This window comes from Mediterraneibacter faecis (assembly GCF_055383675.1).
Window position 1 is genome coordinate 1212034 of the sequence record NZ_AP043803.1, and the last position, 23648, is coordinate 1235681.

General features: G+C 46.0%; 25 protein-coding genes. 24 read left to right on the top strand and 1 reads right to left on the bottom strand.

Annotated elements, in window-relative coordinates; genetic code table 11:
• Positions 1-19: 19 nt before the first annotated feature.
• The 6 genes from ACZ47Z_RS05660 to ACZ47Z_RS05685 all read left to right on the top strand — a co-directional run bounded on the left by ACZ47Z_RS05660 (position 20) and on the right by ACZ47Z_RS05685 (position 4240).
• Complete coding sequence (locus ACZ47Z_RS05660; protein ID WP_054752943.1) at positions 20-511, top strand: PcfB family protein; 492 nt, start codon at positions 20-22, stop codon at positions 509-511.
• A complete protein-coding gene (locus ACZ47Z_RS05665; RefSeq protein ID WP_464525959.1) occupies positions 508-2394 on the top strand; it encodes a VirD4-like conjugal transfer protein, CD1115 family in 1887 nt (628 codons plus the stop codon). Before ACZ47Z_RS05660 ends, ACZ47Z_RS05665 begins: the two co-directional genes overlap by 4 nt.
• A 123-nt stretch (positions 2395-2517) precedes the next feature.
• On the top strand, positions 2518-2676 hold the full coding sequence (locus ACZ47Z_RS05670; protein WP_204452964.1) for a Maff2 family mobile element protein: 159 nt from the start codon (positions 2518-2520) through the stop codon (positions 2674-2676).
• A gap of 136 nt (positions 2677-2812) precedes the next feature.
• Positions 2813-3022 carry a helix-turn-helix domain-containing protein gene (locus ACZ47Z_RS05675; protein WP_015514784.1) on the top strand — a complete coding sequence of 70 codons (210 nt, stop codon included), beginning with the start codon at positions 2813-2815 and terminating at the stop codon, positions 3020-3022.
• Between the two features lie 221 nt (positions 3023-3243).
• The gene (locus ACZ47Z_RS05680; RefSeq protein WP_007884079.1) at positions 3244-3771 is read left to right on the top strand and encodes a hypothetical protein; all 528 of its coding nucleotides are present in this window, start codon (positions 3244-3246) and stop codon (positions 3769-3771) included.
• Positions 3772-3946: 175 nt separating this feature from the next.
• Positions 3947-4240, top strand: a complete 294-nt coding sequence (locus tag ACZ47Z_RS05685) for a hypothetical protein (protein ID WP_006859269.1) — start codon at positions 3947-3949, stop codon at positions 4238-4240.
• Between the two features lie 44 nt (positions 4241-4284).
• Here the strand turns inward: ACZ47Z_RS05685 and ACZ47Z_RS05690 are convergent, their stop codons facing one another.
• Positions 4285-5106 carry a helix-turn-helix domain-containing protein gene (locus ACZ47Z_RS05690; RefSeq protein WP_006859270.1) on the bottom strand — a complete coding sequence of 274 codons (822 nt, stop codon included), beginning with the start codon at positions 5104-5106 and terminating at the stop codon, positions 4285-4287.
• A 535-nt stretch (positions 5107-5641) separates the two neighbouring features.
• On the opposite strand from ACZ47Z_RS05690, the gene ACZ47Z_RS05695 reads away from it, so the two are divergent.
• The 18 genes from ACZ47Z_RS05695 (at position 5642) to ACZ47Z_RS05780 (ending at position 23601) form a co-directional block, all read left to right on the top strand.
• Positions 5642-5827 carry a hypothetical protein gene (locus ACZ47Z_RS05695; RefSeq protein WP_033118356.1) on the top strand — a complete coding sequence of 62 codons (186 nt, stop codon included), beginning with the start codon at positions 5642-5644 and terminating at the stop codon, positions 5825-5827.
• Positions 5828-6160 carry a hypothetical protein gene (locus ACZ47Z_RS05700; RefSeq protein WP_006859272.1) on the top strand — a complete coding sequence of 111 codons (333 nt, stop codon included), beginning with the start codon at positions 5828-5830 and terminating at the stop codon, positions 6158-6160.
• Positions 6157-6459 (top strand): DUF3847 domain-containing protein, encoded by a 303-nt coding sequence (locus tag ACZ47Z_RS05705; protein ID WP_006859273.1) that lies wholly within the window; start codon positions 6157-6159, stop codon positions 6457-6459. The genes ACZ47Z_RS05700 and ACZ47Z_RS05705 overlap by 4 nt, the downstream gene beginning before the upstream one ends.
• Before the next feature lie 287 nt (positions 6460-6746).
• Positions 6747-7106 (top strand): SdpI family protein, encoded by a 360-nt coding sequence (locus ACZ47Z_RS05710; protein WP_006859274.1) that lies wholly within the window; start codon positions 6747-6749, stop codon positions 7104-7106.
• Positions 7107-7258: 152 nt separating this feature from the next.
• Positions 7259-8848, top strand: coding sequence for a MobQ family relaxase (gene mobQ, locus ACZ47Z_RS05715; RefSeq protein WP_006859284.1), 1590 nt, complete (start codon positions 7259-7261; stop codon positions 8846-8848).
• 64 nt (positions 8849-8912) lie between these two features.
• Complete coding sequence (locus ACZ47Z_RS05720; protein ID WP_014081132.1) at positions 8913-9554, top strand: CHC2 zinc finger domain-containing protein; 642 nt, start codon at positions 8913-8915, stop codon at positions 9552-9554.
• Between the two features lie 13 nt (positions 9555-9567).
• Complete coding sequence (locus ACZ47Z_RS05725) at positions 9568-10860, top strand: virulence-associated E family protein (RefSeq protein ID WP_007884071.1); 1293 nt, start codon at positions 9568-9570, stop codon at positions 10858-10860.
• 242 nt (positions 10861-11102) lie between these two features.
• Positions 11103-11300 carry a hypothetical protein gene (locus tag ACZ47Z_RS05730; RefSeq protein WP_006858666.1) on the top strand — a complete coding sequence of 66 codons (198 nt, stop codon included), beginning with the start codon at positions 11103-11105 and terminating at the stop codon, positions 11298-11300.
• 6 nt (positions 11301-11306) lie between these two features.
• Positions 11307-12971 (top strand): recombinase family protein, encoded by a 1665-nt coding sequence (locus ACZ47Z_RS05735; protein WP_007884068.1) that lies wholly within the window; start codon positions 11307-11309, stop codon positions 12969-12971.
• 92 nt (positions 12972-13063) lie between these two features.
• Positions 13064-13144, top strand: a complete 81-nt coding sequence (locus tag ACZ47Z_RS05740) for a Maff2 family mobile element protein (protein WP_368203042.1) — start codon at positions 13064-13066, stop codon at positions 13142-13144.
• 12 nt (positions 13145-13156) lie between these two features.
• Positions 13157-14026, top strand: coding sequence for a VirB6/TrbL-like conjugal transfer protein, CD1112 family (locus ACZ47Z_RS05745; RefSeq protein WP_055057307.1), 870 nt, complete (start codon positions 13157-13159; stop codon positions 14024-14026).
• Positions 14027-14049: 23 nt separating this feature from the next.
• A complete protein-coding gene (locus tag ACZ47Z_RS05750; protein WP_464525960.1) occupies positions 14050-14514 on the top strand; it encodes a PrgI family protein in 465 nt (154 codons plus the stop codon).
• Positions 14396-16852, top strand: a complete 2457-nt coding sequence (locus ACZ47Z_RS05755) for a VirB4-like conjugal transfer ATPase, CD1110 family (RefSeq protein WP_464525961.1) — start codon at positions 14396-14398, stop codon at positions 16850-16852. Before ACZ47Z_RS05750 ends, ACZ47Z_RS05755 begins: the two co-directional genes overlap by 119 nt.
• 16 nt (positions 16853-16868) lie before the next feature.
• Positions 16869-16979 (top strand): hypothetical protein, encoded by a 111-nt coding sequence (locus tag ACZ47Z_RS05760; protein ID WP_008688066.1) that lies wholly within the window; start codon positions 16869-16871, stop codon positions 16977-16979.
• 18 nt (positions 16980-16997) lie between these two features.
• Positions 16998-19799 carry a CD1108 family mobile element protein gene (locus ACZ47Z_RS05765; RefSeq protein WP_464526047.1) on the top strand — a complete coding sequence of 934 codons (2802 nt, stop codon included), beginning with the start codon at positions 16998-17000 and terminating at the stop codon, positions 19797-19799.
• A gap of 42 nt (positions 19800-19841) precedes the next feature.
• Entirely contained in the window at positions 19842-20144 is a 303-nt protein-coding gene (locus ACZ47Z_RS05770) for a DUF4315 family protein (protein WP_008688068.1), read from the top strand.
• Positions 20098-21528, top strand: coding sequence for a CD1107 family mobile element protein (locus ACZ47Z_RS05775; protein WP_330576773.1), 1431 nt, complete (start codon positions 20098-20100; stop codon positions 21526-21528). The genes ACZ47Z_RS05770 and ACZ47Z_RS05775 overlap by 47 nt, the downstream gene beginning before the upstream one ends.
• Entirely contained in the window at positions 21529-23601 is a 2073-nt protein-coding gene (locus ACZ47Z_RS05780) for a DNA topoisomerase 3 (protein ID WP_464525962.1), read from the top strand.
• The last annotated feature ends 47 nt before the right edge of the window (positions 23602-23648 follow it).

Below are 23648 nucleotides of genomic sequence, written 5' to 3' on the forward strand. Positions count from 1 at the left end.
CTGAAAGGAGGGAAAAGTCATGCAGGAAGAGGTAACTCAGAAAACGGTCACGTTCTGTATTCGGGCTACTAAGATTACGGCAGACCTGTTAAAAAAGGTTCTTGTTGCGTATCTGCGTCATCAGAAGCAGAAATCAGTAGAGAAGAAAGCACAGAAAAATCAGCCGAAACAGGGAAAGGTCACGGTAAAAGAGCTGGCAAAACAGAATGCCGGGATGGTCAATATCGAGATCACGGACAAAAATATCAAGTCCTTTGAACGGTATGCCAGAAAATATGGGATCAATTATGCTCTGAAAAAAGACAAGAGCAAAGAGCCGCCGGTTTATCTGGTATTTTTCAAGGGACGTGATCAGGATGCCCTCAATGCTGCTTTCCGTGAGTTTTCCCAGAAACAGATTCAAAAAGCGAATAAACCTTCCATTCATAAGCGTCTTGCAGCTTACCGGGCAATGATGCCAAAGAAGACGAAGGACAAAGTAAAGAACCGACATCAGGAACAGAGCCGATGAAGAAACAAAACGGCAATAATCTGATGCAGAAGTGGAAGAATAAAGCTGGGGTCAGGCTGTCCGCCCTGGATAAAAAGAAACTGGTTCTTACAAATCTTCCCTATGTTCTGACCGCTTTTTATGCGGACCGGGCATCCTGCTTATACAGGAGCAGTCCTGGAGAAGATATAGGGAACAAACTGTTATATGCGATGGAACATGCAGATCGGATCTTTACAGGGATTCTGTTGAGCTTTGACCTGAGAGATCTATTGGTTGGAGTTACTGTCGCAGTTATTTTGAAACTATTGGTTTGGCAGAAACAGTCAGATGCAAAGAAACTTCGGAAGGGAATCGAGTATGGTTCAGCCAGATGGGGAACTGCAGAGGATATCAAGCCTTATATGTCAGATGATCCCTGGATGAATATTCCGTTGACAGCAACAGAAGCATTGACTATGGAAAGTCGACCAAAACAACCGAAATATGCAAGAAATAAAAATATTGTAGTTATTGGCGGTAGTGGTTCCGGTAAGACACGATTTTTCGTGAAACCGTCGGTCATGCAGATGAATTGTTCCATGGTCATTACAGATCCAAAGGGCACTCTCATTGAGGAGTGCGGGAAGATGTTAGCAAAGGGACCGCCTAAGAGAGATAAGAATGGAAATATTATGAAAGATAAATCTGGAAAAGTGGTTCATGAGCCATATGTGATTAAGGTTTTGAATACCATTAACTTTTCAAAATCGCTTCATTACAATCCATTTGCTTATATACGGTCTGAAAAAGATATCTTGAAGCTGGTGACAACAATCATTGTGAATACCAAAGGCGAAGGGGAAAAAGCTTCCGAAGATTTTTGGGTGAAAGCAGAGAAATTGCTGTACACAGCACTGATTGCTTTTATCTGGTATGAAGGGGATGAAGAGGAAAAGAATCTGAATACCCTTCTGGATCTTTTGAACGAAAGCGAAACCCGTGAAGAGGATGAAACTTACCAGAATCCTGTGGATATGATGTTCCAGGAGCTGGAAGAAAGAGATCCGCAGCACTTTGCGGTCAGACAGTATAAAAAATATAAAATGGCGGCTGGTAAAACGGCGAAGTCGATTTTGATATCCTGTGGAGCCAGACTTGCCCCATTTGATATCGCAGAACTTCGTGAGATCATGTCTTACGATGAAATGGAACTGGATAAGATCGGGGATAGGAAAACAGCCTTGTTCTTGATTATGTCCGACACAGATACAACTTTTAACTTTGTGATTGCCATGTTACAGTCACAGCTTTTCAATCTGCTTTGCGATAAGGCAGATGATGAATATGGTGGAAGACTTCCGGTGCATGTGCGTGTCATCGCTGATGAGTTCGCAAACATTGGGCAGATTCCTCAGTTCGATAAGCTGATCGCAACTATCCGAAGCAGGGAAATCTCTGCTTCTATTATTTTGCAGTCCCAGAGTCAGCTAAAGGCAATGTATAAGGATAGTGCAGATACCATTCTGGGCAACTGTGATACTACACTTTTTCTTGGTGGCAAAGAGAAAACTACCTTAAAGGAAATGAGTGAGCTTCTGGGGAAGGAAACCATTGACCTGTATAACACTTCGGAGACGAGGAGTAATCAGAAGTCCTTTGGATTGAATTACCAGAAAACAGGCAAACAGCTGATGACGGAAGATGAGATTGCAGTCATGGATGGAGGAAAATGTATCCTGCAGATCCGTGGTGCCAGACCATTTTTCTCGGATAAATATGATATCACGAAACACAAAAACTATCGGCTTCTTGCAGATGAAAACGAGAAGAACCGGTACAAAGTAGAGAAAGAGTTAAATCCGCAGTACACACCGAAACCCGAAGAAGAGGTGGAAGTGATTCATGTAGAACTGTCGGAGTAACCTTGGGAATGAACGAAAAATAATGAGGAAAGGAATAACTGACATTAGGTGCACCGGCTTTTTAGTCGGTGTTTTTTCATTCCCGTAAACACCTGAAAGAAGTCAGTTTTGGTTTATGAATATATGGCATTTTTTAGCAGTGCAATTACAACTTTAAAAACTCTTGTAGTCGCAATCGGCGCAGGTCTTGGTGTGTGGGGTGTCGTAAACCTTCTGGAAGGATATGGAAATGACAATCCCGGTGCTAAGAGCCAGGGCATCAAACAGCTCATGGCTAATTAGATGTAATAAAAGCGGAGAAAGGAAAAGCACAATCCAGACGGAACCGGCGGTGTAGTCAAGAAATATTGTGGAAACGCAAGATTTCTGCTATAATGGGTATAAAACACTTGACGATGGAAAGAAAGGCGGGAAGCCTATGCACATTAGTTATCAGCCACTATGGAACACACTGAAAGAGCGTGGCATGAGGAAAGAGGATTTGCGGCTTGCCGCCGGTCTTACCACAAATATGATTGCCAACATGGGCAAGGGAAAGAATATCAGCATGGAAACGCTGGTTCGCATTTGTGAAGCCTTGAATTGTGGTATTATGAATGTGATTAAATTAGAACAGGACAATATCTAAAGCGATATAATTTTATATTTGATTCGATTTGCACAAAAAATTAAATTTTAATGGTGTATATTTTCTATTGTACCCAATGTAAATAAGTGCTATCATAAAATAAAACAAGTACATTTGAAACATTTTATGATTTGAGAGTGTGCTTGCAGGTTAGTAGCATATTGCCAATAACTGAATACAAAAAATGTAGGTTCTGGTCATTTTAGAAAGGAGCATTGTTTATGAAAAAATTTAGTAAAAGATTGTTTACCTCGTTGGTAGCGTTTTGTATGCTTTTTTCTGTGAGTGCGGTTCCTGCTTTTGCAGCGGAAACAACAACGGAAATAACGGATACTCAACAGCCGGTAGTCATTGGAGAATATGACGGATACTTAACCGATGTTATGATTTCCGATGGTGTCACCAAAAGAGCAGTCGCTAATGTTCGTATTAACTCTTATGCAACTTATGATGAGGATGATGGGATTCAAGTTCATGTGAAGTTGTATGTACCGTGGTATGAATCTCCAAAACCGGAGTTCACTGGTATGACTGGTACAGTTAATGTGCTTATGAACAAAAAATCCACCAATACGGCATTTGCAGAATTAGCCGACGGTGAAGAAACAATCGAAACTGATGTGGATACTGGAAGAACAGGTAATAGCGGAGATAAGGGAACGGTTTCTGTTTCTGGTGTTGCTACCGCTAATAATGCCTTGGCAGGCGGTGGAGCTTTCGCTATTTCTTACCCTGTGACACTTCCCTAATTAAATGCAAAACAGTTGTGAATTAAGGTTGGTAATAGGTAAAATGAAACGGTTATTGGCAATATGCGTATGTTTTTTTATGTGTGTAGGCTTATGTTCGTGTGATTCTTCCCAAACTCGGTCGGTATCATCATATAACTGGTCTTTAGAATTTATTACTGATTTAGATGGTAATATGTTATTCTCAGGTTCAGTGCATGATGACATACCAGTATTGGATTTGACATTGAGTTTTGAAGAAAAAAGTTTTATCTTAACAGATAACACTCATAAACAAGAATGGACAGGTACATATTCGCTTGAAAAGATTGACAATTCTTCTTCGAAACTCGGATTAACTTTTGAAAATTTAGAGGAGCCTGTTACAGGCGTATATGGAACAAGAGTTTATTCTGATGATTCAGAAAGCGCAACAATTACATTACAAACTGATGAAAATATCCTGTCTTTTGTTGGAGAAGATTCATAAATAAAAACAGCCGCTGTAGGAACAAAATCCTACAACGGCTGTTTTTATTTCCACGGCCTGCGCCGGAAGTTCATACCAGACTGTTTTATCAGCGGGGATTTCTTGAACAGCTTTTTCAAAAGGCTTCGTTCCTCTTGTGAGAGCCGCTTGTATTTGAGCCGGAACGCCTTGCAGAATATCTCCGTGAATTGCTGAACCCTGTCCCCCGGAGATTGCATGGCCTTTTGTACTTCCCGTATAAGTTCATCGGCAGGCGTGGTATCCGGCGCACTTTCGCTGTCATTTTCGTGCGCCTTGCGTATATCATGGAGAATGACGTCCCATGTTTTGTGCGTCACATGGCAGAAAAAATCTTCTTCCTCTATCTGACAGGCTTCCAACACTTTGATTGCCCGGTCTGCCGCAGCTTCGGGGTGTTCTTCCAGTACCATAGCCCGTAAAGCAGCCAGTGAGCTGTTTGTGTCATGGAAGTGCATGGTTGCTATCCCGTCCACATAGATTTCTGCGTCTGCCAGCAATTCCTTAAATTTTTCATGGGAGATAATCTCACACAGCAGCCGGTTATTGAAGCGTTCACTTTTCAGCAGTTCCACGACTTCATCACTCAAATGTAATTCTTCTATCGGGGTGTTTTCATATCTCCGATTATTGGTAAGGCCGAGCAGATAGTCAACCGACACCTGATAGAAGTCTGCCAGCTTCAACAGGCTGCCGTGGTTAATTTCCTTGTATTCGTCGTTGTCGTTTTCATAACTGCCGAGGGCTGATTTTGAAATGCCGGTTTCCTGTGCCAGTTCTTCCAGATTCAAGCCCCGTTCCACCCGTAAATCTTTCAGGCGTTCCTGTACGGAAATGCGGGTTTTCATAAACACATCGCTCCTTCCTGCGGCTGGCTGCCGCTGTTATTCCTTATTATACCATATACCGTTCCGAAATCGTGGAATTTTTCGATTTTGGGGCGGTTTTCCTATTTTATGGACATACGGGAAAGGGTTCAAAAATGAGCTATGATTAAGTCAGTTCATCGATGGATTATTTCCAATCGAATGACCGGCCTGATGGGATATGCTCCCCGGCGATGTAGCGCAACGACCTGCGGCAAGGAAATGGAGGAACCTTGACCGCAGCGAGCGTACCAACGGGAACGAAACGCCGCTGTGAGATTCAGGGGCAGGAACGACAGCAGGACAACCCGGCAGAACTGATACCAAAACGCTACCCAAACACGACAAATCGGCGGGGTGTAGTCTGCCCCGTCCGTAATACTATGGGGCATTTCAAAGCGGCTCTATGGCCGTATTTTCCTTGAAAATCGCCCCGAAACATGACACCAAAAACCTTTATCCGCCTGTTCCCGTTGTTACGGCTGAAATGGGCGGATTTTCTATGATAGGAGGCACTATGCCGAGAATGAGCAAGAAACGGAAGTTGGAGCTTTCCTTCTTCCTCAATGACCGGGGGCGTGTGGCCTACAACGACCTGTGCCGGAAGTGCCAGCATAAGTGCAAGCAGAGTTTCCGGGCTGTCGTGATAGACTGCCCCCATTACCTGTCAAAACGAGCCAAGCGAAAGGAGAAAATCAGTTAAATGGAATTTGAATTTATGAGCGCAGACACGGTTCTGCCGCCTTGTATGCCGCTACCCGCCGCAATGCTTCGGCTGCCGATCAGCAGCACAGCAAAAGTCATGTATGCCCGTCTGCTGAACACCACCCTTACGGCAGGGATAGAGGATAGCAACGGCATTTTGTTTGTCCGTTTTCCTATCATGGAATTAGCGGCAGCCCTCTCCCGCAGCCCCGTCACTGTGAAGCGTTCCCTGAAAGAATTGGAGGACATCGGGCTTATCCTGCGGGTGCGCCGGGGTGTGGGAGAACCAAACCGCATTTACACGCTGCTTCCCAAAGGAGGGCTGCCATGATAAATGAGAAGCTGGAAAAGCTGAATCAGGAGATTGCCAAAGGCGAAGCCAGACTGCGGCGGGCGCAGCATGAAGAAAAAATACTGGAACACCAGGTGAAGCAGCTTACCCGGAAGGAACGGACGCACCGGCTCTGTACCAGAGGAGCTATGCTGGAAAGTTTCCTTTTAAGGCCGGAAGTGCTGACAGACGAGGATGTGATGGACATTCTGAAACAGGCATTTTCTCAAAGTGGCATGAAGGAAATAGTTGCAGAAAGCGTGAAAGGGCGGGTAGCCGGGGAATCCCTTACGGAGTAAGGGCGCAACTATACACCGGTCAAGCCGGTGCGTTGCGCCCTGCCGGGGGCTTCCTGCGGAAAGCGGATGATTTTCAGCACCGTTGCGGCTGCTTCCAATCATCACAGGGGACGCTACACTTCCCCTGCGCTGGCTGCGCCAGCTACCCCTTTGTGGACTTGCCGCCCGGGAACACCTTGCGCTGCAAGCTGTTCCCGTCCAGCAAGTTTACAATTTATCTATTCCAAAACAGGACTGCCCGTAGTATAATAAAGCTAATGACGAACACTATCTAAGGAGATGGTTTTATGTATGGATTGATTGCTTTGAATTTCATCATACCCTTTGTTATGGTTTTTGTAGGATATATCTTAAAGAAGCACCCGGTAAAAGATATGACATCCGGTAACGGATACAATACGCCTACATCTCGGAAGTCACAAGAGCATTGGGATTATGCACAAAGCATAGCACCTAATATTTTTATTGGTATTGGCAAAACATTAGGTTTGGTAGAAATCGTTTTGTGTATATCCTTACTTCTTCTTAATATTTCTACACAGACTACCGTATTTGCAGGAGTAGTTGTTGGAATTATTTTTCTGATTTTTGGATTTTATAAAACAGAAACTGGAATTACAAGTAAATTTGCGAACAAAAACTTTTAAGCTATTAGACAGCTTTCCATCATCGAGCCAACCTGACCCGAACCTTCAAAACTGAATACTAATCGCCTACCAGCGACACCACTAAGCAGGAAATCAGAAACGGTTTCCTGCTTTTCTTTTGCCCAAAATCAACCACAGGAAGGAGGAACGCTATGCCCTGTCCACACCATGATATAAAAATAATCCAGCGCAGCAACCACCAGTCAGCCGTTGCGTCTGCCGCCTACCAGAGTGGGGAACGGCTGTTTTCCGAGTACGACCAGAAGCAGAAATACTATTCCCATAAAAGCGAGATTGTCCATACAGAAATCATGCTGCCGCCCCACGCCCCACCAGCGTATGCAGACCGCAATACTTTGTGGAACGCCGCCGAAGCTATCGAGAAGCAATGGAACTCCCAGCTTGCCCGGAGAATCGTGCTTGCCATACCGAGGGAAATCCCCCCGGAACAGCACGCCGACCTTATCCGGGACTACTGCCGGGAGTTTTTTGTTTCTAAAGGCATGATTGCCGATTTTGCCATCCACGACAAAGGGAATGGGAATCCCCACGCCCACATCCTGCTGACCATGCGGGCAATGGACGAAAACGGGAAATGGCTTCCCAAGAGCCGGAAGGTTTATGACCTTGACGAGAACGGCGAGCGTATCCGGCTCCCGTCCGGGAGCTGGAAAAGCCACAAGGAGGATACCGTGGACTGGAACGACCAGAAGTACGGAGAGATCTGGCGGCAGGGCTGGGCGGCTACCGCTAACCGCTATCTGGAAGCCAACGGACGCCCGGAGCGCCTTGACCTTCGTTCCTATGAACGGCAGGGGCTTGATAAAATCCCCACCGTCCATATGGGGCCAGCAGTCAGCCAGATGGAGAAACGAGGGATACAGACCAACATCGGCAACTTGAACCGGGACATCAAAGCCGCCAATTCCCTTATGCAATCTATCCGGCAGATGGTACGCCACCTGAAAGGCTGGATTGCAGACCTGAAGGAGAAAAAAGCCGCCCTGCTGGAAGCCTTGCAGGAATCGAAGGAACCCACCCTGCCGGAGCTGCTGGGGAAATATCTGGATTTGCGCCGGGAGGAACGTACAGGCTGGACAAGCAAAGGCCAGCTTACAGGCAGCGTTGCCGATTTCAACAAGGTTATGGAAGCTATCCGCTATCTGCGGGAAAAGGAGCTGTCCACTGTGCAGAGTTTGGACGCTTATCTGGATACCGTCAGCGGGCAGGCCGTTTCCATCCGGGCAGAGATGAAGCCGAAAGAACAGCGTATGAAAGAAATCAACACCCTGCTTTCCCATATCGCCAACTTTGAAGCCCATAAGCCGGTTCATGTGGAGTATGCTGCCATCCGGTTTAAGAAGCCACGGGAACAGTTTGCCGCCGCCCATCGGGACGAGCTGGACGCCTATAATGCCGCTATCCGTTATTTCAAGGTGCATTTGAAGGAGAAGAAGTACAGCATTAAAAAGCTGAATGAGGAACAGACACAGCTTGCCGGAGAAGTTGCCGGATATAAGGAACGGTTGTCCGCATTACAGGAGGATGTGAAGATTCTCCGGGATGTGCGTCACTGGCTCAATCAGGTTCTTCCGTCTGAACAGTACCGCCAGACCGCCGAGCCGGGAAAGAAACCGTCCATCCAGCAGGCAGTCAAAGGCCGGACGCAGCGTATCCGGGAAGAACAGGCCGAGAAACGGAAGCAGCCCCGCACAGAGAAAAAACAGGATATGGAACTTTAATAGGCGCTTGCTATTTTCTTTTTCGAGAATGACAGGCGCTTTTCTTATTTTCAGGAGGATTTATTTGAATGTATTTAAAGCTGTCAAGCAGTCTGTTACCACCCGGCAGGCTGCGGAGCATTTTGGAATCCGGGTGGGACGAAACGGGATGTGTGTCTGCCCCTTCCATGCTGATAAAAACCCCAGCATGAAGGTTGACCGGCGCTTTCACTGTTTCGGCTGTCAGGCAGACGGGGATGTGATTGACTTTGTTTCCCGTCTGGAAGCTGTCAGTCCGAAGGAAGCCGCCCTCATGCTGGCGCAGGAGTTCTCCATCCCCTATGAGGACAGGGAACCACCCGGCAGGAGAAAACCCAAACCCCGGCAGGAAACCCCGGAACAGCGGTTTTGCCGCATGGAGCGTTACTGCTTCCGGGTGCTGTCCGATTATTACCATCTTCTGCGCCGCTGGAAACGGGACTATGCCCCTAAGATGCCGGAAGAAGCATGGCACCCGCTTTTTGTGGAAGCCTTGCAGAAGCAATCCCATGTGGAATATCTGCTGGATGTGCTGCTCTCCCCGGATATGGAGGAACGGGCAGTCCTTATCGTTGACTATGGAAAGGAAGTGAGCAATCTTGAAAGACGAATGGCAGAGCTTGCCGCCCAAGATACGGCAGGCCGCAGAACAGACCATACAAGAAGCAGCCCCGCCCCGGAGCATTGAGGAAGTAAAGGCCATGCTGGAAAGCACCGAGAAAGGCAGCGTCCGCAACAGTATCCGCAACTGCCTGACCGTCTTTCAGAATGACCCGCTGCTTTCCGGGGCAATCGCAAAAAATCTGCTGACCGAGCGAGTGGACATTGTAAAGCCCATCGGCTACCACCGCATCGGCACCGCCATCACGGACACGGATATGAACTATCTGCTCCTGTATCTGGAAGAAACCTATGGGCTTACCAGTGAGAAAAAGATTACCGCCGCCATCGGGATTGTTGCCAATGAAAACGGCTACCACCCCGTCCGGGACTACCTGAACGGCCTTTCATGGGATGGGCAGGAGCGTATCCGCTATTGCCTGCGCCACTTTCTGGGAGCCGACACCGACCAGTACACCTATGAAGCCCTGCGGCTGTTCCTGCTGGGAGCCATCCACCGGGCATTTTGCCCCGGCTGTAAATTTGAAGTCATGCTCTGTCTGGTGGGCGGTCAGGGAGCCGGGAAATCCACCTTTTTCCGGCTGCTGGCAGTAAAAGACGAGTGGTTTTCCGATGATTTGCGGAAGCTGGATGATGATAACGTGTACCGCAAGCTGCAAGGCCACTGGATTATCGAGATGTCGGAGATGATTGCCACCGCCAATGCCAAGAGCATTGAGGAAATCAAGTCATTTTTAAGCCGACAGAAGGAGGTCTATAAAATCCCATACGAAACCCACCCGGAGGACAGGCTGCGGCAATGTGTGTTCGGCGGCACTTCCAATGCCCTTGACTTCCTGCCCCTTGACCGTTCCGGCAACCGGCGCTTCCTGCCGGTCATGGTGTACCCGGAACAGGCCGAGGTTCACATTTTGGAGGACGAAGCCGCTTCCAGAGCCTATCTTGCACAGGTCTGGGCAGAAGCCATGACGGTTTACCGCAGCGGGGATTTTAAGCTGTCTTTCAGCCCGGAAATGGTGCGCTATCTCAAAGAACACCAGCGGGATTTCATGCCGGAGGACACCAAGGCCGGGATGATACAGGCATACCTTGACCGCTATACCGGCGGCATGGTGTGTTCCAAGCAGCTTTTCAAGGAAGCCCTGAACCACCCCTTTGACGAGCCGAAGCAATGGGAAATCCGGGAAGTCAACGACATCATGAACCATTGCGTGACGGGCTGGAATTACTTTTCCAACCCCCGTGTGTTCCCGGAATACGGCAGGCAAAAGGGCTGGGAGCGTGAAACGAAAGCAACGGACATCAGCAACGGAGCTGAAAAAATCCCGGAAGGATTTGAGGAAGTCACGGAACAGATGGAGCTTCCCTTCTGAAAAATGCAGCCGGTTGCCGACCCTGTTGCACTCCCGTTGCCGAGCCGGTTGCCGGGAAACCCCCCGTAACTGCGGGCTTTTCCCCTTATCAGCAACCAAAACAACAGAAAAATAAAAGAAAATAAAAATAAGAGCCAAACTGCCAGACAGAGATAGTTTTCAGGTTTTTTGAAGCCCGTTGCCGGACTTCGTTGCCGACCTTCTCCTTGTCTGGCTTATTCTATTATGGAGGATAACTGCCTATGGCAAAAACGAAAACAGAGATTCATGTTACCACAGTTTTTGACGGCGAACTGGACGCCACAGACGTCTTTGTGAGCCTGATTGCCCAAAAATATGGGCAGAATACCAGCAAAGAAAATCTTGCGAAAACACAAGATTTAGAGTATAATAAGGATGAGGTTCAGAAGAACCGTGTTCCGTCTGGATTGTGCGGGTAAACGGTTATGATGAACGGATATGAATATACAGACATGGACGCAATACTGGCAGGCAGCTTCCGGGCAGCCATCTATTGCAGGCTTTCCAAAGACGATGACCTTGACGGGGAGAGCGCCAGTATTGCCAACCAGCGGGATATGCTGGAAAAATACTGCGAAAAGCAGGGATGGGAGGTTGTGGCAGTCTATCAGGACGATGGCTACACGGGGCTGAACATGGAGCGCCCCGACCTGAAACGGATGCTCAAAGCCATCGAGCGCAGGCAGATAAACCTTGTCATAACGAAAGATTTATCGAGGTTGGGCAGAAATTATTTGCAGACCGGCACACTCATTGAGGACTTCTTTCCCCGCCACGGCGTCCGCTATATCGCCATGAATGACGGTATCGACACCATGCGGGAGAATAACGACATTGCGCCGTTCAAGAACATCCTCAACGAGATGTACAGCAAGGATATTTCCAAGAAGGTACATTCCTCTTACCTTCTGAAAGCCCAGCAAGGCCAGTTTACCGGCTGTATCGCCCCTTTCGGGTATCAGAAAGACCCGGAGGACAAAAACCATCTGCTGGTGGACGAGGAAACCGCCCCCATTGTCCGGCAAATCTTCCGCTGGGCGCTGGAAGGACACGGCCCGAACTTTATCCGGCGCAGGCTGGAAGAACAGAAGGTGCCTTGCCCTACATGGTGGAACCGGGAACGGGGCTTCCGCAATGTCCGCACTAAATGGGAAAAGAAAGACCCGGTAAACGGGCGGTATATGTGGGATTTTTCGGTAATCAAGGACATCCTGATGAATCCCGTCTATACCGGGGCTATCGCTTCCCAGAAGAAGGACTACCGCTTCAAAATCGGCACCATCGGGGAAAAAAAGCCGCAGGACTGGATTGTGGTGGAGGAACGGCATGAGCCGATTGTTGACCGCAAGAGCTTTGACATCGTGCAGGACAAGCTGAAATCCCGGCAGCGTTCCCGCCAGACCGGGGAAATCAGCCTGTTTGCGGGGCTTCTCAAATGTGGCGAGTGTGGGAAATCACTGACTATCCGCTACACCAACGACAAGCACCCGAAGCAGATTTATTCCTGTAAGACCTATAATGCCTATGGGAAACAGCACTGTACCCAGCACCGTGTGGAGTACGAAACCCTTTACCGCCTTGTGCTGAACAAAATCCGGGAATGTGCGAAGGCCGCCCTGATGGACGGGGAAGCTGTTGCCGGACGGCTTACCAACACCTGTGAAGCCGAGCAGAAAGGCCAGCGGGAAGCGTTGGAGCGTTCCCTGACGAAGCACGAGGAACGGATTGAGGTACTGGAAAAAATGGTGCTGCGGCTCTATGAGGACATGGTTGCCGGACGTATCAGCGAAGCAAACTTCAATCTCATGCTGGATAAGACGCAGAAGGAACAGGCTGAACTAAAGGAACGGGTTGAACAGGGGCGCAGGAAGCTGGCTGATGAAATCCGCCTTGCCGTGGACGCCAAGCAATGGGTGGACGCCATTCAGGAATACGCCGACATCACGGAGCTGGACGCTGCCACCCTCAACCGTCTGATTAAAGAAATCGTTGTCCATGAACACATCGACAGCGATAAGACACGACACATTTCTATTGAAATTCATTTTAATCTCAAACCCATCCCGGAGGTGGAACAGGTCACGGCCTGACCTGTTCCCGCCGGGGCGGTTCTAAAAAAATTCCATAAATTTCTTGACACGCCGCCGCCCGCCATCGAGCAGAGTTTTACACCTATTTTGGTATGAAACAGCTGATGGCTGGTGCCGGAATCATGCTGCTGGGAACTACCCTGATTCCACAGCTGGCAACATTGTTCTCTTAAGAGGAGTGGTAGATGAACACCATCATTGAGAGAATTACGGAAGCGATAAAGGATATCCTGATTGGACTTATCAAGTCATGTTTGGATAACATGTTCACGTCTGTCAATGAGCAGGTGGGAACCATAGCCGGGCAGGTGGGACAGACACCGCAGGGATGGAATGCAGGGATTTTTAATCTGATCCAGAATATATCCCAAACGGTGATCGTCCCCATTGCGGGACTGATCATCACCTTTGTCCTGTGCTATGAATTGATCACGATGGTAACACAGAAAAACAATTTCCATGAATTTGAGACTTACAATATTTTTCTCTGGATCTTCAAAGCGTATGTAGCCATTTATCTGGTGACAAATACGTTCAATATCACGATGGCGGTCTTTGACGTTGGCCAGCATGTGGTCAACAATGCCGCCGGGGTGATATCAGGAAACACTGCGGTGGATGCAACAGAAGCAATTACACGAATTGTGGATGCCCTGGAGGATATGGAGTTAGGGGATTTGTTCCTGCTATCCATGGAAACGCTGCTGATCAGTATTACCATGCGGATTCTGTCGATCATCATAACCGTTATTTTGTACGGAAGAATGATAGAGATTTACCTTTATACTTCCATAGCACCAATTCCGTTTGCCACCATGACCAATAAGGAATGGGGCAATATCGGAAACAACTATTTAAAAGGCTTGTTCGCACTGGCATTTCAGGGATTCTTCATGATGGTCTGTGTGGGAATTTATGCAGTTTTAGTAAATGCAATGACCATATCCAGTGACCTTCATGCAGCAATGTTTTCAGTAGCGGCTTATACCGTGATTCTTGCATTTTCATTATTCAAGACCGGAAGCCTTAGCAAATCGATATTCAATGCCCACTAACGGGCAGGAAAGGAGCGCATACCATGGCGTATGTACCAGTACCAAAAGACCTTACCAAGGTCAAAACAAAAGTAGCGTTAAATCTGACAAAGCGGCAGTTGATTTTCTTTTCACTTGCCGCAGTTGTGGGAATTCCGTTTTATCTGTTCATGAGAAAACTAATCGGTTCCAGTATCGCTGCCATTTTGATGGTAACGGTCATGCTTCCGTTTTTCTTCATGGCAATGTATGAAAAAGACGGGCTTCCCTTTGAAAAAGTGGTGGCAAATATCATTCGACAGAAGTTTATCTGTCCGGCAGTAAGACCATATAAGACAGAAAATTTTTATCAGGAGATTTCCACCCTTGTAAAAAAGGAGGGTGTGCCGGATGGCAAAAAAGACAAAGCAGGAGGCTCAGCAGGAGCGTTTGTCCCTGGCGGAAAAAAGAAACCGTCAGGAAAGAAGAAACAAAAAAAGCAGAAAAGAAAGAGAACAGGAAAAGCGTAGGAAGAAACAGGAGCGGGATCGCAGGAAACAGAAAAGTATTCCTACAACTGCACAGCAGAGTATTCCGTATATTCGGATGCTGCAGGATGGTATCTGCCAGGTGACAAAGACCTTTTTCTCCAAGACGATTCAGTTTTACGACATCAATTATCAGCTTGCTTTAAACGAGGATAAGACCACGATATTTGAGAATTACTGTGATTTCTTAAATTACTTTGATTCTTCCATCAGTGTGCAGCTGTCCTTTATCAATCAGCAGGTGGATGTGGCAGAATTTGAGAAAAGCATTGACATTCCGGATCAGAACGATGACTTCAATGCCATTCGTGAAGAGTACCGTACTATGCTGAAAAATCAGCTTTCCAAGGGAAATAATGGTCTGGTAAAGACGAAATATATCACTTTTGGAATCGAAGCAGAAAGTCTGAAGGTAGCAAGACCAAGGCTTGAAAGAATCGAAACAGATATCTTAAATAACTTTAAGGTTCTGGGAGCACAGGCACATTCTTTGAATGGACTGGAAAGGCTGGAGATTATGTATCATGTGTTCAACCAGGATCGGATCGAACCATTTAAGTTCCAGTACAGGATGCTACCAGAAACCGGATTAAAGACCAAAGATTTTATTGCACCGACTTCCTTTAACTTTTCCAAGAATCAGACATTTTTGATGGGAAGAACGATGGGAAGTGTAAGTTACCTGCAGATTCTTGCACCGGAGCTGACAGACCGGATGCTTGCAGATTTTCTGGATGTAGATGACAGTATTAATGTCAACATCCATATCCAGTCTATTGACCAGAGTTCAGCGATCAAGATGATCAAGAGCAAGATTTCAGATTTGGATAAGATGAAGATCGAAGAGCAGAAACGAGCGGTACGTTCCGGTTATGATATGGACGTGCTTCCATCGGACCTTGTGACTTATGGAGAAGAAGCGAAGAACCTGCTGGAAGATCTGCAGTCCAGAAATGAGCGAATGTTTCTTGTGACGGTTCTGGTTATGAATACCGCAAAGAAGCGTCAGAAGCTGGATAATAATATTTTCCAGGTACAGGGAATCGCACAGAAATATAACTGTTCCTTAAAACAGCTGGATTATCAGCAGGAAGCAGCACTCATGTCCTGTATTCCGCTTGGAGTCAATCGAATTGAAATTCAGAGAGGGCTTACCACATCATCAACCGCAATCTTTGTGCCATTTACGACACAGGAACTGTTTCAGGAAGGGGAAGCTCTTTATTATGGATTGAATGCGTTATCCAATAACATGATCATGGTTGATCGGAAACGCCTGAAGAACCCAAATGGACTGATTCTTGGTACACCAGGTTCTGGTAAGTCATTTTCAGCAAAGAGGGAAATTACGAACTGTTTTCTGATTACGGAAGACGATATCATTGTCTGCGATCCAGAAGCCGAGTATTCGGCACTTGTGCAGGCGCTGCATGGACAGGTGGTTCGGGTTTCACCGGTATCTGACCAGTATATCAATCCGATGGATCTGAACCTGAATTATTCCGAGGAAGACAATCCGCTGTCATTAAAAGCAGATTTTATTTTATCTCTGTGTGAGTTGATTGTTGGTGGAAAGAATGGACTGGAGCCGGTAGAAAAAACGATTATTGACCGTTGTGTTCGGTTAGTATATCAGGAATACCTTGCCGATCCAATACCGGAGAAGATGCCAATCCTGGAGGACTTATACAACCTTCTGAGAAAACAGGAAGAGCCAGAAGCACAGCGACTGGCCACTTCATTGGAGATCTATGTTACAGGTTCTTTGAATGTATTTAACCATCAGACGAACGTGGATATCAATAACCGTATTGTCTGCTTTGACATCAAAGAACTTGGCAAACAGCTGAAAAAGATTGGGATGCTCGTAATCCAGGATCAGGTCTGGAACAGGGTAACGATGAACCGTTCTGCCCATAAGTCCACCAGATACTATGTGGATGAGTTCCATCTTCTTTTGAAGGAAGAGCAGACTGCAGCTTATAGTGTGGAAATCTGGAAGAGATTTCGTAAATGGGGTGGTATTCCAACTGGTATCACCCAGAATATTAAGGATTTGTTGTCTTCCAGGGAGATAGAGAATATATTTGAAAATTCAGATTTTATTTATATGCTCAACCAGGCTTCCGGTGACCGGCAGATTCTTGCAAAACAGCTGAATATCTCACCAACCCAGCTGTCCTATGTAACCAACAGTAATGAGGGGGAAGGACTTCTGTTCTATGGAAATGTCATTATTCCATTCGTAGACAGATTCCCGAAGAATTCCCTCTATAAAATCATGACAACCCGCTTGGAGGAAACTTCCGAAGCAGGTTAAATCAAAGGAGAAGACAATGTTACGAGCAATTTCATATGTATTAACTTTTAGTGGCGGTGCTGTATTTGGCATCGCTTTTCTCTGTTTATTACAGGCAGGGAAAGGGTATCCGAAGAAGGAGGAGTAATCAGTGGCAGAACAGAGAATGAAAGTCAGGGATAAGAAGGTCCAGAAGATGACCAAAGATGGTCTGGTGGAAGAAAACCTGACGGATAAATCTTCTGTTCGTGTCAGTAACCGTGCCAGTGATGTGCAGATGGGAATAAAACAGGGGGAAAAAGCAGAAAACCTTGTGGATAAGTCTCCCCGCCAGTCTAAGCGGAGTGGGAAAAATATCCGTCCCTCTGTGCAAAAATCCAGGGATGCACCGGAACTGATGCGAACGGAGAACCAAAGTGAGGATTTTGGACAAAATAGAAAGCAACAAAACCGGAAAAGAATCCGTGCTGAGAACAGAAAAGAATCAAGATTTGCGGAAAAATCCGAAGCCAGCCAGTCAGGGAGACTGAAAGAAAAACGTGCGGATCTTTCAGAAAACAGAGGAGACAGCCGGAGTAAGAAGAATGGTGGAAGTAAGAAACCAAAGCAGAAACAGCGTCTGAAATTTGCTTATGAAGAGACTGGTGCTTCTGTGAAAAATGACAAAGATATGGAGAAATTGAACCAGATGGATACGGATGGAGTCAATTTCCGTCATCAGAAACAGAAGGAAAAAGCCAAAAAGTTTTCTTATGAGGAAGCAAGAAAGAAAAAGGAAGCAAAGCAGCATTCCAAGAAGGCACAGGTTTATCAGGCAAATGAAGGAGAGGGTTCTGGAAAGAAGAAATCCCGCCTGAAGTTTGGCGAAGGGGAATCTGTGAAAACAGAAAAAGCTTTTGTTGTTAAGAAAGCAGGAAGTGCAACTTCCGCAGCATTGCACCGTGAGATCAGTAAAAATGAAGACGATAATGCGGCAGTAGAAGGTGCCCATAAGTTGGAAGAAGGCTGCGAAGGTATTTACCGGCTGGAACAGAGAAGTGCTAGACGAAGGAAACAGAGGGCTTCCAGAAAGAGAAGCAGACTGGAGAGACAGGCAGAGAAACAGACACAGGCGGCAGCCCGTCAGGAGCAGAAGAAGCTAAAAAAACAGATTCAGAAGCAACAGATCAAACGGGATTATGCCAAAGCAAAGCGAAGTGAACAGACCGTAGGTACAGCTACAAAAGGTACGATTGATTATATCAAGAAGATTGGCGGCAAAGTCACCAACTTCTTTAAAGAAAACCGGAAGGTGTATATCAGTGTGGCAGTTCTGATCGGATTGATGTTTCTGATTATAACGAATGTCACGTCATGCTCTGCAGTGTTTTTACAAAATGTGATCACTTACACGGGAACCAGTTATCTGTCATCGGATCAAGCAATCCGGGAAGCGGAACTGTATTATACACAGCTGGAAGCTAATCTGCAGGAGCGGATTAACAACATGGAGTCTGAAGAACCGGGACATGAGGAATACCGATATAACATCGGACCTATTGAGCATGATCCGTTTATCCTAATCAGTTATCTGTCAGCAAAGTATGAGGAGTTTACTTTTGAACAGGTCAAGCCTGAACTGGATGCATTGTTTGCAGAGCAATATCATCTGACTACTGAAGCAGTCAATGAAACTGTGACAGAGACAGCAACAGTAAGAGTTGGAGAATCGTTGGGACAGGTTGTAACAAGCGGATATTGTAACTGTCCAATCTGTTGTGGTATTTGGAGTGGAGGACCGACTGCCAGTGGAGCATATCCAACAGCCAATCATACCTTAGCAGTAGATGCTTCCAATCCGTTTGTTCCAATGGGAACAAAGGTGGTCATGAATGGTGTCGAATATACGGTAGAAGATACCGGAGCTTTCGCAAGATACGGTGTACAATTTGATGTCTATTATGACAGTCATGCGGCAGCATCCGCACATGGTCATAAGACCTGGGAATGCTATCTGGCAGATGATAATGGAAGCCAGGAAGTGGAAGTGACCAGGACAAGAGATGTAGATGTGCTGAATGTCACCTTAAACAGCGGAAATCTGATGTCGATCTGTCAGGACAGGCTGGGATTTTTCCAGAAAGAACTGTTCAGTGCCTACAACGATACAAAAGGCAACTTGCAGATGTTTGCGACACCGGTTGATTTTAACTGGTATTCCAGTGTGACCAGCTATTATGGATACAGGATTCACCCGATTTCTGGAGCTAATCAGTTACACAATGGCATGGATATCGGGGCACCGGAAGGAACAAAAGTGATGGCAGGACTGACAGGAACAGTTACAACTTCTGCTTATAACGACAGCTATGGCAATTATGTTGTAATCAAGGACAGTAAAGGCTATGAACTACGGTATGCACATTTAAGCAGCCGGAGTGTATCTGCAGGAGCATCCGTCACGAAAGGTGATGAGATAGGTCTTGTAGGAAATACTGGAAATTCCACAGGAAGCCATCTTCATATTGAACTTCTGAAAAATGGAGAGCGGTTAAACCCGATCTTTTATCTGGAAACTGGAGAAGGAGCAGGCTTTGGCGGCAATGAATATACCAGTGAAGCAGCACAGCGTTTGTTAAATGAAGCAGCGAGATATCTCGGAACACCGTATGTGTGGGGTGGATATTCCCCAAGTGGATTCGATTGTTCCGGATTTGTAAGCTACTGTCTGACAAACTCTGGTGTAAGGAATACAGGAAGACTAACAGCACAGGGACTGTACAACATTTGTACACCAGTATCCCAGTCGGAGGCACAGCCGGGAGATTTGATCTTCTTTACTGGAACTTACGACGCAGGGGAGCCGGTAACGCATATCGGAATCTATGTAGGCAATGGTCAGATGATCCATTGTGGACATCCGGTGCAGTATACGTCCATCAATTCCCCATACTGGCAGAGCCATTTCTATGGATTTGGACGATGGTAAGAAAAAAGGGCGGCTGCATCAGCCGTCCGGAAAGGAGAAGCGATGAAAAGTCTTGAAAAAGCAACGGCGGATTATGAGAAAGCCAAAGAGAAAATGGAAGCCTCCAAAGCCAGATATGAAGCAGATTTAAAGCGTTTCAAGGCTGCGGAGATTGCCAAAACAGAAGCGGAAAATCTGGAAATTGTAAGAATTATCCGTGCAATGGATATGAGTATTCCAGAATTGGAAGCTTTCAAAAAGAGAATGAAAAATGAACTGCCCGGCAGGGTAGAAATACAGAAGGAGGAAACAAAAGCCGATGATGAATCTGGAAAAAATGAAACAGAAGAAGAGAACAATTACTAAAAGCAGGGTAAAAAAGAGCTTGCTTGCAGCAACGACATTTCTTTGCCTGACAACACCTTTGCTCCAGACACAGACTGCTTATGCAGCTGAGAATACCACGCCTGCAATCACGATTGAGAAACCGGATGGCTGGAAACAGGGAGAAACAACCATTGCTGTTACGGTAGATGCCAGTCATATGCCGGAAGGTTTCTCAATAGCAAAGATTGAAGCAAAAGCAGGAAAAGATGGAAGCTGGCAGGATGTAACCGGAAGTGGAAGTATCACGATCACTGGAAACCAGACAGTGTATGTGCGTGTGACAGATGGTGAGGGGAAGGTCTATGAGCAGAATCGCTCTATTAAGTGTTATGACACGGAAAAGCCTACACTATCTGCTTCCCTGACAGATGGTGTGCTGACGATTCAGGGGAATGATACAGTATCAGGGATTACTGCAGTAACAGTCAATGGCACCACTTATACAGACTTGAAGGATGGAATGCTGAGAGTGCAATTGACACAGAAAGATTTTACTACAAAACAGATTGAGATTACGGTAACAGACGGTGCCGGAAATACGTCTGAAAAGTATGTGTTACAGAATCCTTATTATGAATGGGCAAAGAAGCAGGCAGAGAAACAGAAAACTTCCATTGACAGTAATGGTGCAATGGCAACCACGACCAGTGCAGATGCAACTGGGACTGAGAAAACAACGACTTCACCGCTTCCGCAGGATGCACAGGCTTCTGAGCCGACAGATGCAAAAGGAACCGTGGATGATCGGACAGTGACAGGTATTGAGGAACAGCTTAATAAAGAAGGCGAGACAGCAGATTCTGTTACTAAAACAGCTACGGAAGGCACAAAAGAGTTTTATACCATTTCAACTAAGAGTGGTAAGATTTTCTATCTGATTATTGACAATTCAAAATCTCAGGATAATGTGTATTTTCTTACAGAAGTCAGTGAAAAAGATCTGATGAACTTCACACTTTCTGATTCGGTGACACTTCCGGAAGTGGATACGGTTTATGCAGAACCAGAGAAAAAAGCAGAGGAAGAAAAACCGGAAACGACAGAGACAGATGAGAAAGATAAGGTAGAGGATGATATTCAGATGCCTGAAGATAAAAGTCCATTTGGAACGTATCTTTTGATTGCACTGGTTGCAGTCGGAGCTGCGGCAGGAGGATATTACTTCAAAGTCTATAAACCAAAACATGAATATGATGACGAGGATGAGATGGAAGAGGATGAAGATGAATCCGAAGATTCAGAGTCAGAAAAACGGGAAGTAGATGATGCAGATGAGCAGGAAGAAAGTACAGAACCGGAAATCCTGAGAGATGAAGATTTTGACGATAATGTGCTGGAAGATGAAGAAGAGGAGCAGGAGTAAATGAAATTAGTGATTGCAGAAAAGCCATCGGTTGCGATGGCACTGGCTTCCGTTCTTGGAGCCAGAACAAGAAAAGATGGCTACGTGGAGGGAAACGGTTATATCGTTTCCTGGTGCGTAGGACATCTGGTGGGATTATGCGATGCATCGGAATACGATGAAAAATATAAAAAATGGAGATATGAGGATCTGCCGATTGTGCCGGAATGTTGGAAACACAAGATTTTGGAGGGCACAAAGAAGCAGTTCGGAATCTTAAAGAAACTGATGAGAGATTCCAAAGTAGATGAGGTAATCTGTGCTACTGATGCAGGACGTGAAGGTGAGTTAATCTTTCGTTTGGTATATGAGCAGGCAGGATGCAAAAAGCCGATGAAGCGGCTCTGGATCTCATCTATGGAAGAACAGGCAATTAAAGATGGATTTGCGTCATTAAAAGACGGTTCGTGTTATGACAGTCTCTATCAGTCAGCACTTTGCAGGGCAAAGGCAGACTGGTTGGTGGGAATCAATGCGAGCCGTCTTTTTTCCGTTCTGTATAACCAGAATCTGAAAGTCGGAAGAGTGCAGACACCAACACTTGCCATGATCGTGAATCGAAATCAGAAGATCAAGGAATTTACCAAAGAAAAATATTATATGGCTCATATCAAGTTTGATGATATGGATGCAGTTACAGAGCATTTTCAGAAAAAAGAGGATGCAGATAAAGTGGCTGCGGACTGCATGGAGCGGATGTGCGAAGTGGAAAAGGATGATGTGAAAGAGAAAACAGTCCGCCCTCCGAAGCTTTATGATCTGACCACCCTGCAGAGGGAAGCAAACAGAATATTTGGCTATACCGCTCAACAGACATTGGATGCCGTGCAAGAGATGTATGAGCAGAAGCTTGTCACTTATCCGAGAACAGACAGCCAGTATCTGACAGATGAGATGGGAGAAAGCACAGAAACTCTGATTCAGATGTTACTTGGGGAAATGCCTTATGCTGAAAGCCTGGAATATCAGCCGGACGTGAGTAAGGTATTAAATTCAAAGAAAGTATCTGATCACCATGCGATTATCCCGACCATGGAAGTAGCAAAGGCAGATATAGGTAAACTGAAAGAACGAAACTGCAAGATTTTGTACCTGATCAGTGCCAGGGTACTGACAGCAACCGCAGATCCTTATATTTATGAGAGTCATAAAAGCCAGATTACCTGTAATTATCATACGTTTTATCTCACGGCAAAGAAAACAAAGCAGGAAGGATTCAAGGCAATCGAAAATAAAATGAAACAGTTCTTTGGCGTAAAGAGTGAGAAAGAAGAGCCGGAGCTGGATATCTGGGCAGGCAAGCATTATGGTCCCTGTGATTCTTTTGTATCGGAGCATTTTACACAGCCACCGAAACAGTACACAGAAGATACCCTGCTTTCTGCGATGGAACGTGCAGGGAATGAAGAAATGACCGAAGATACAGAAAAGAAAGGACTAGGTACTCCAGCAACAAGGGCAGCAATCATTGAAAAACTGATTAAGTCTGGTTTTGTGAAAAGGGAAAAGAAAAATCTGGTGCCGACAGATGATGGCAATGTGCTGATTACGGTTCTGCCGGATGAGATTAAATCTCCGAAGATGACAGCAGAGTGGGAAATGGCATTGAATCACATTGCCCAGAATACAGAGACAGCAGATGAATTCCTAAATGGGATTACAGAGCTGATGCAGGAACTGGTTGCCAGATATCAGGGTATTTCAGAAGAAAAGAAAGAGCAGTTTCAGGGAAAAGCAAAAGGAGAAGTCATTGGCAAATGTCCCCGTTGTGGAGCTGATGTCAGGGAAGGAAAAGTAAACTTTTACTGTTCTGATCGGAACTGTGCTTTTACCTTGTGGAAGAATGATAAATTCCTTGCAAGCCAGGGAAAAAAGATGGATAAGGCGGCAGCAAAGAAGTTCCTGTCTAAAGGAAAAATCCATTATAAAGATCTGGTATCCAGAAAAACAGGGAGACAGTATGAAGCAACTGTGGAAATGGTTGATCCCGGCGAGGGGAATGTGCAGTTCAATCTGATTTTCCCACAACGATAAGTAGTGTATGGCAGGCAGTCTAAGGACTGTCTGTTTTCATACAAATA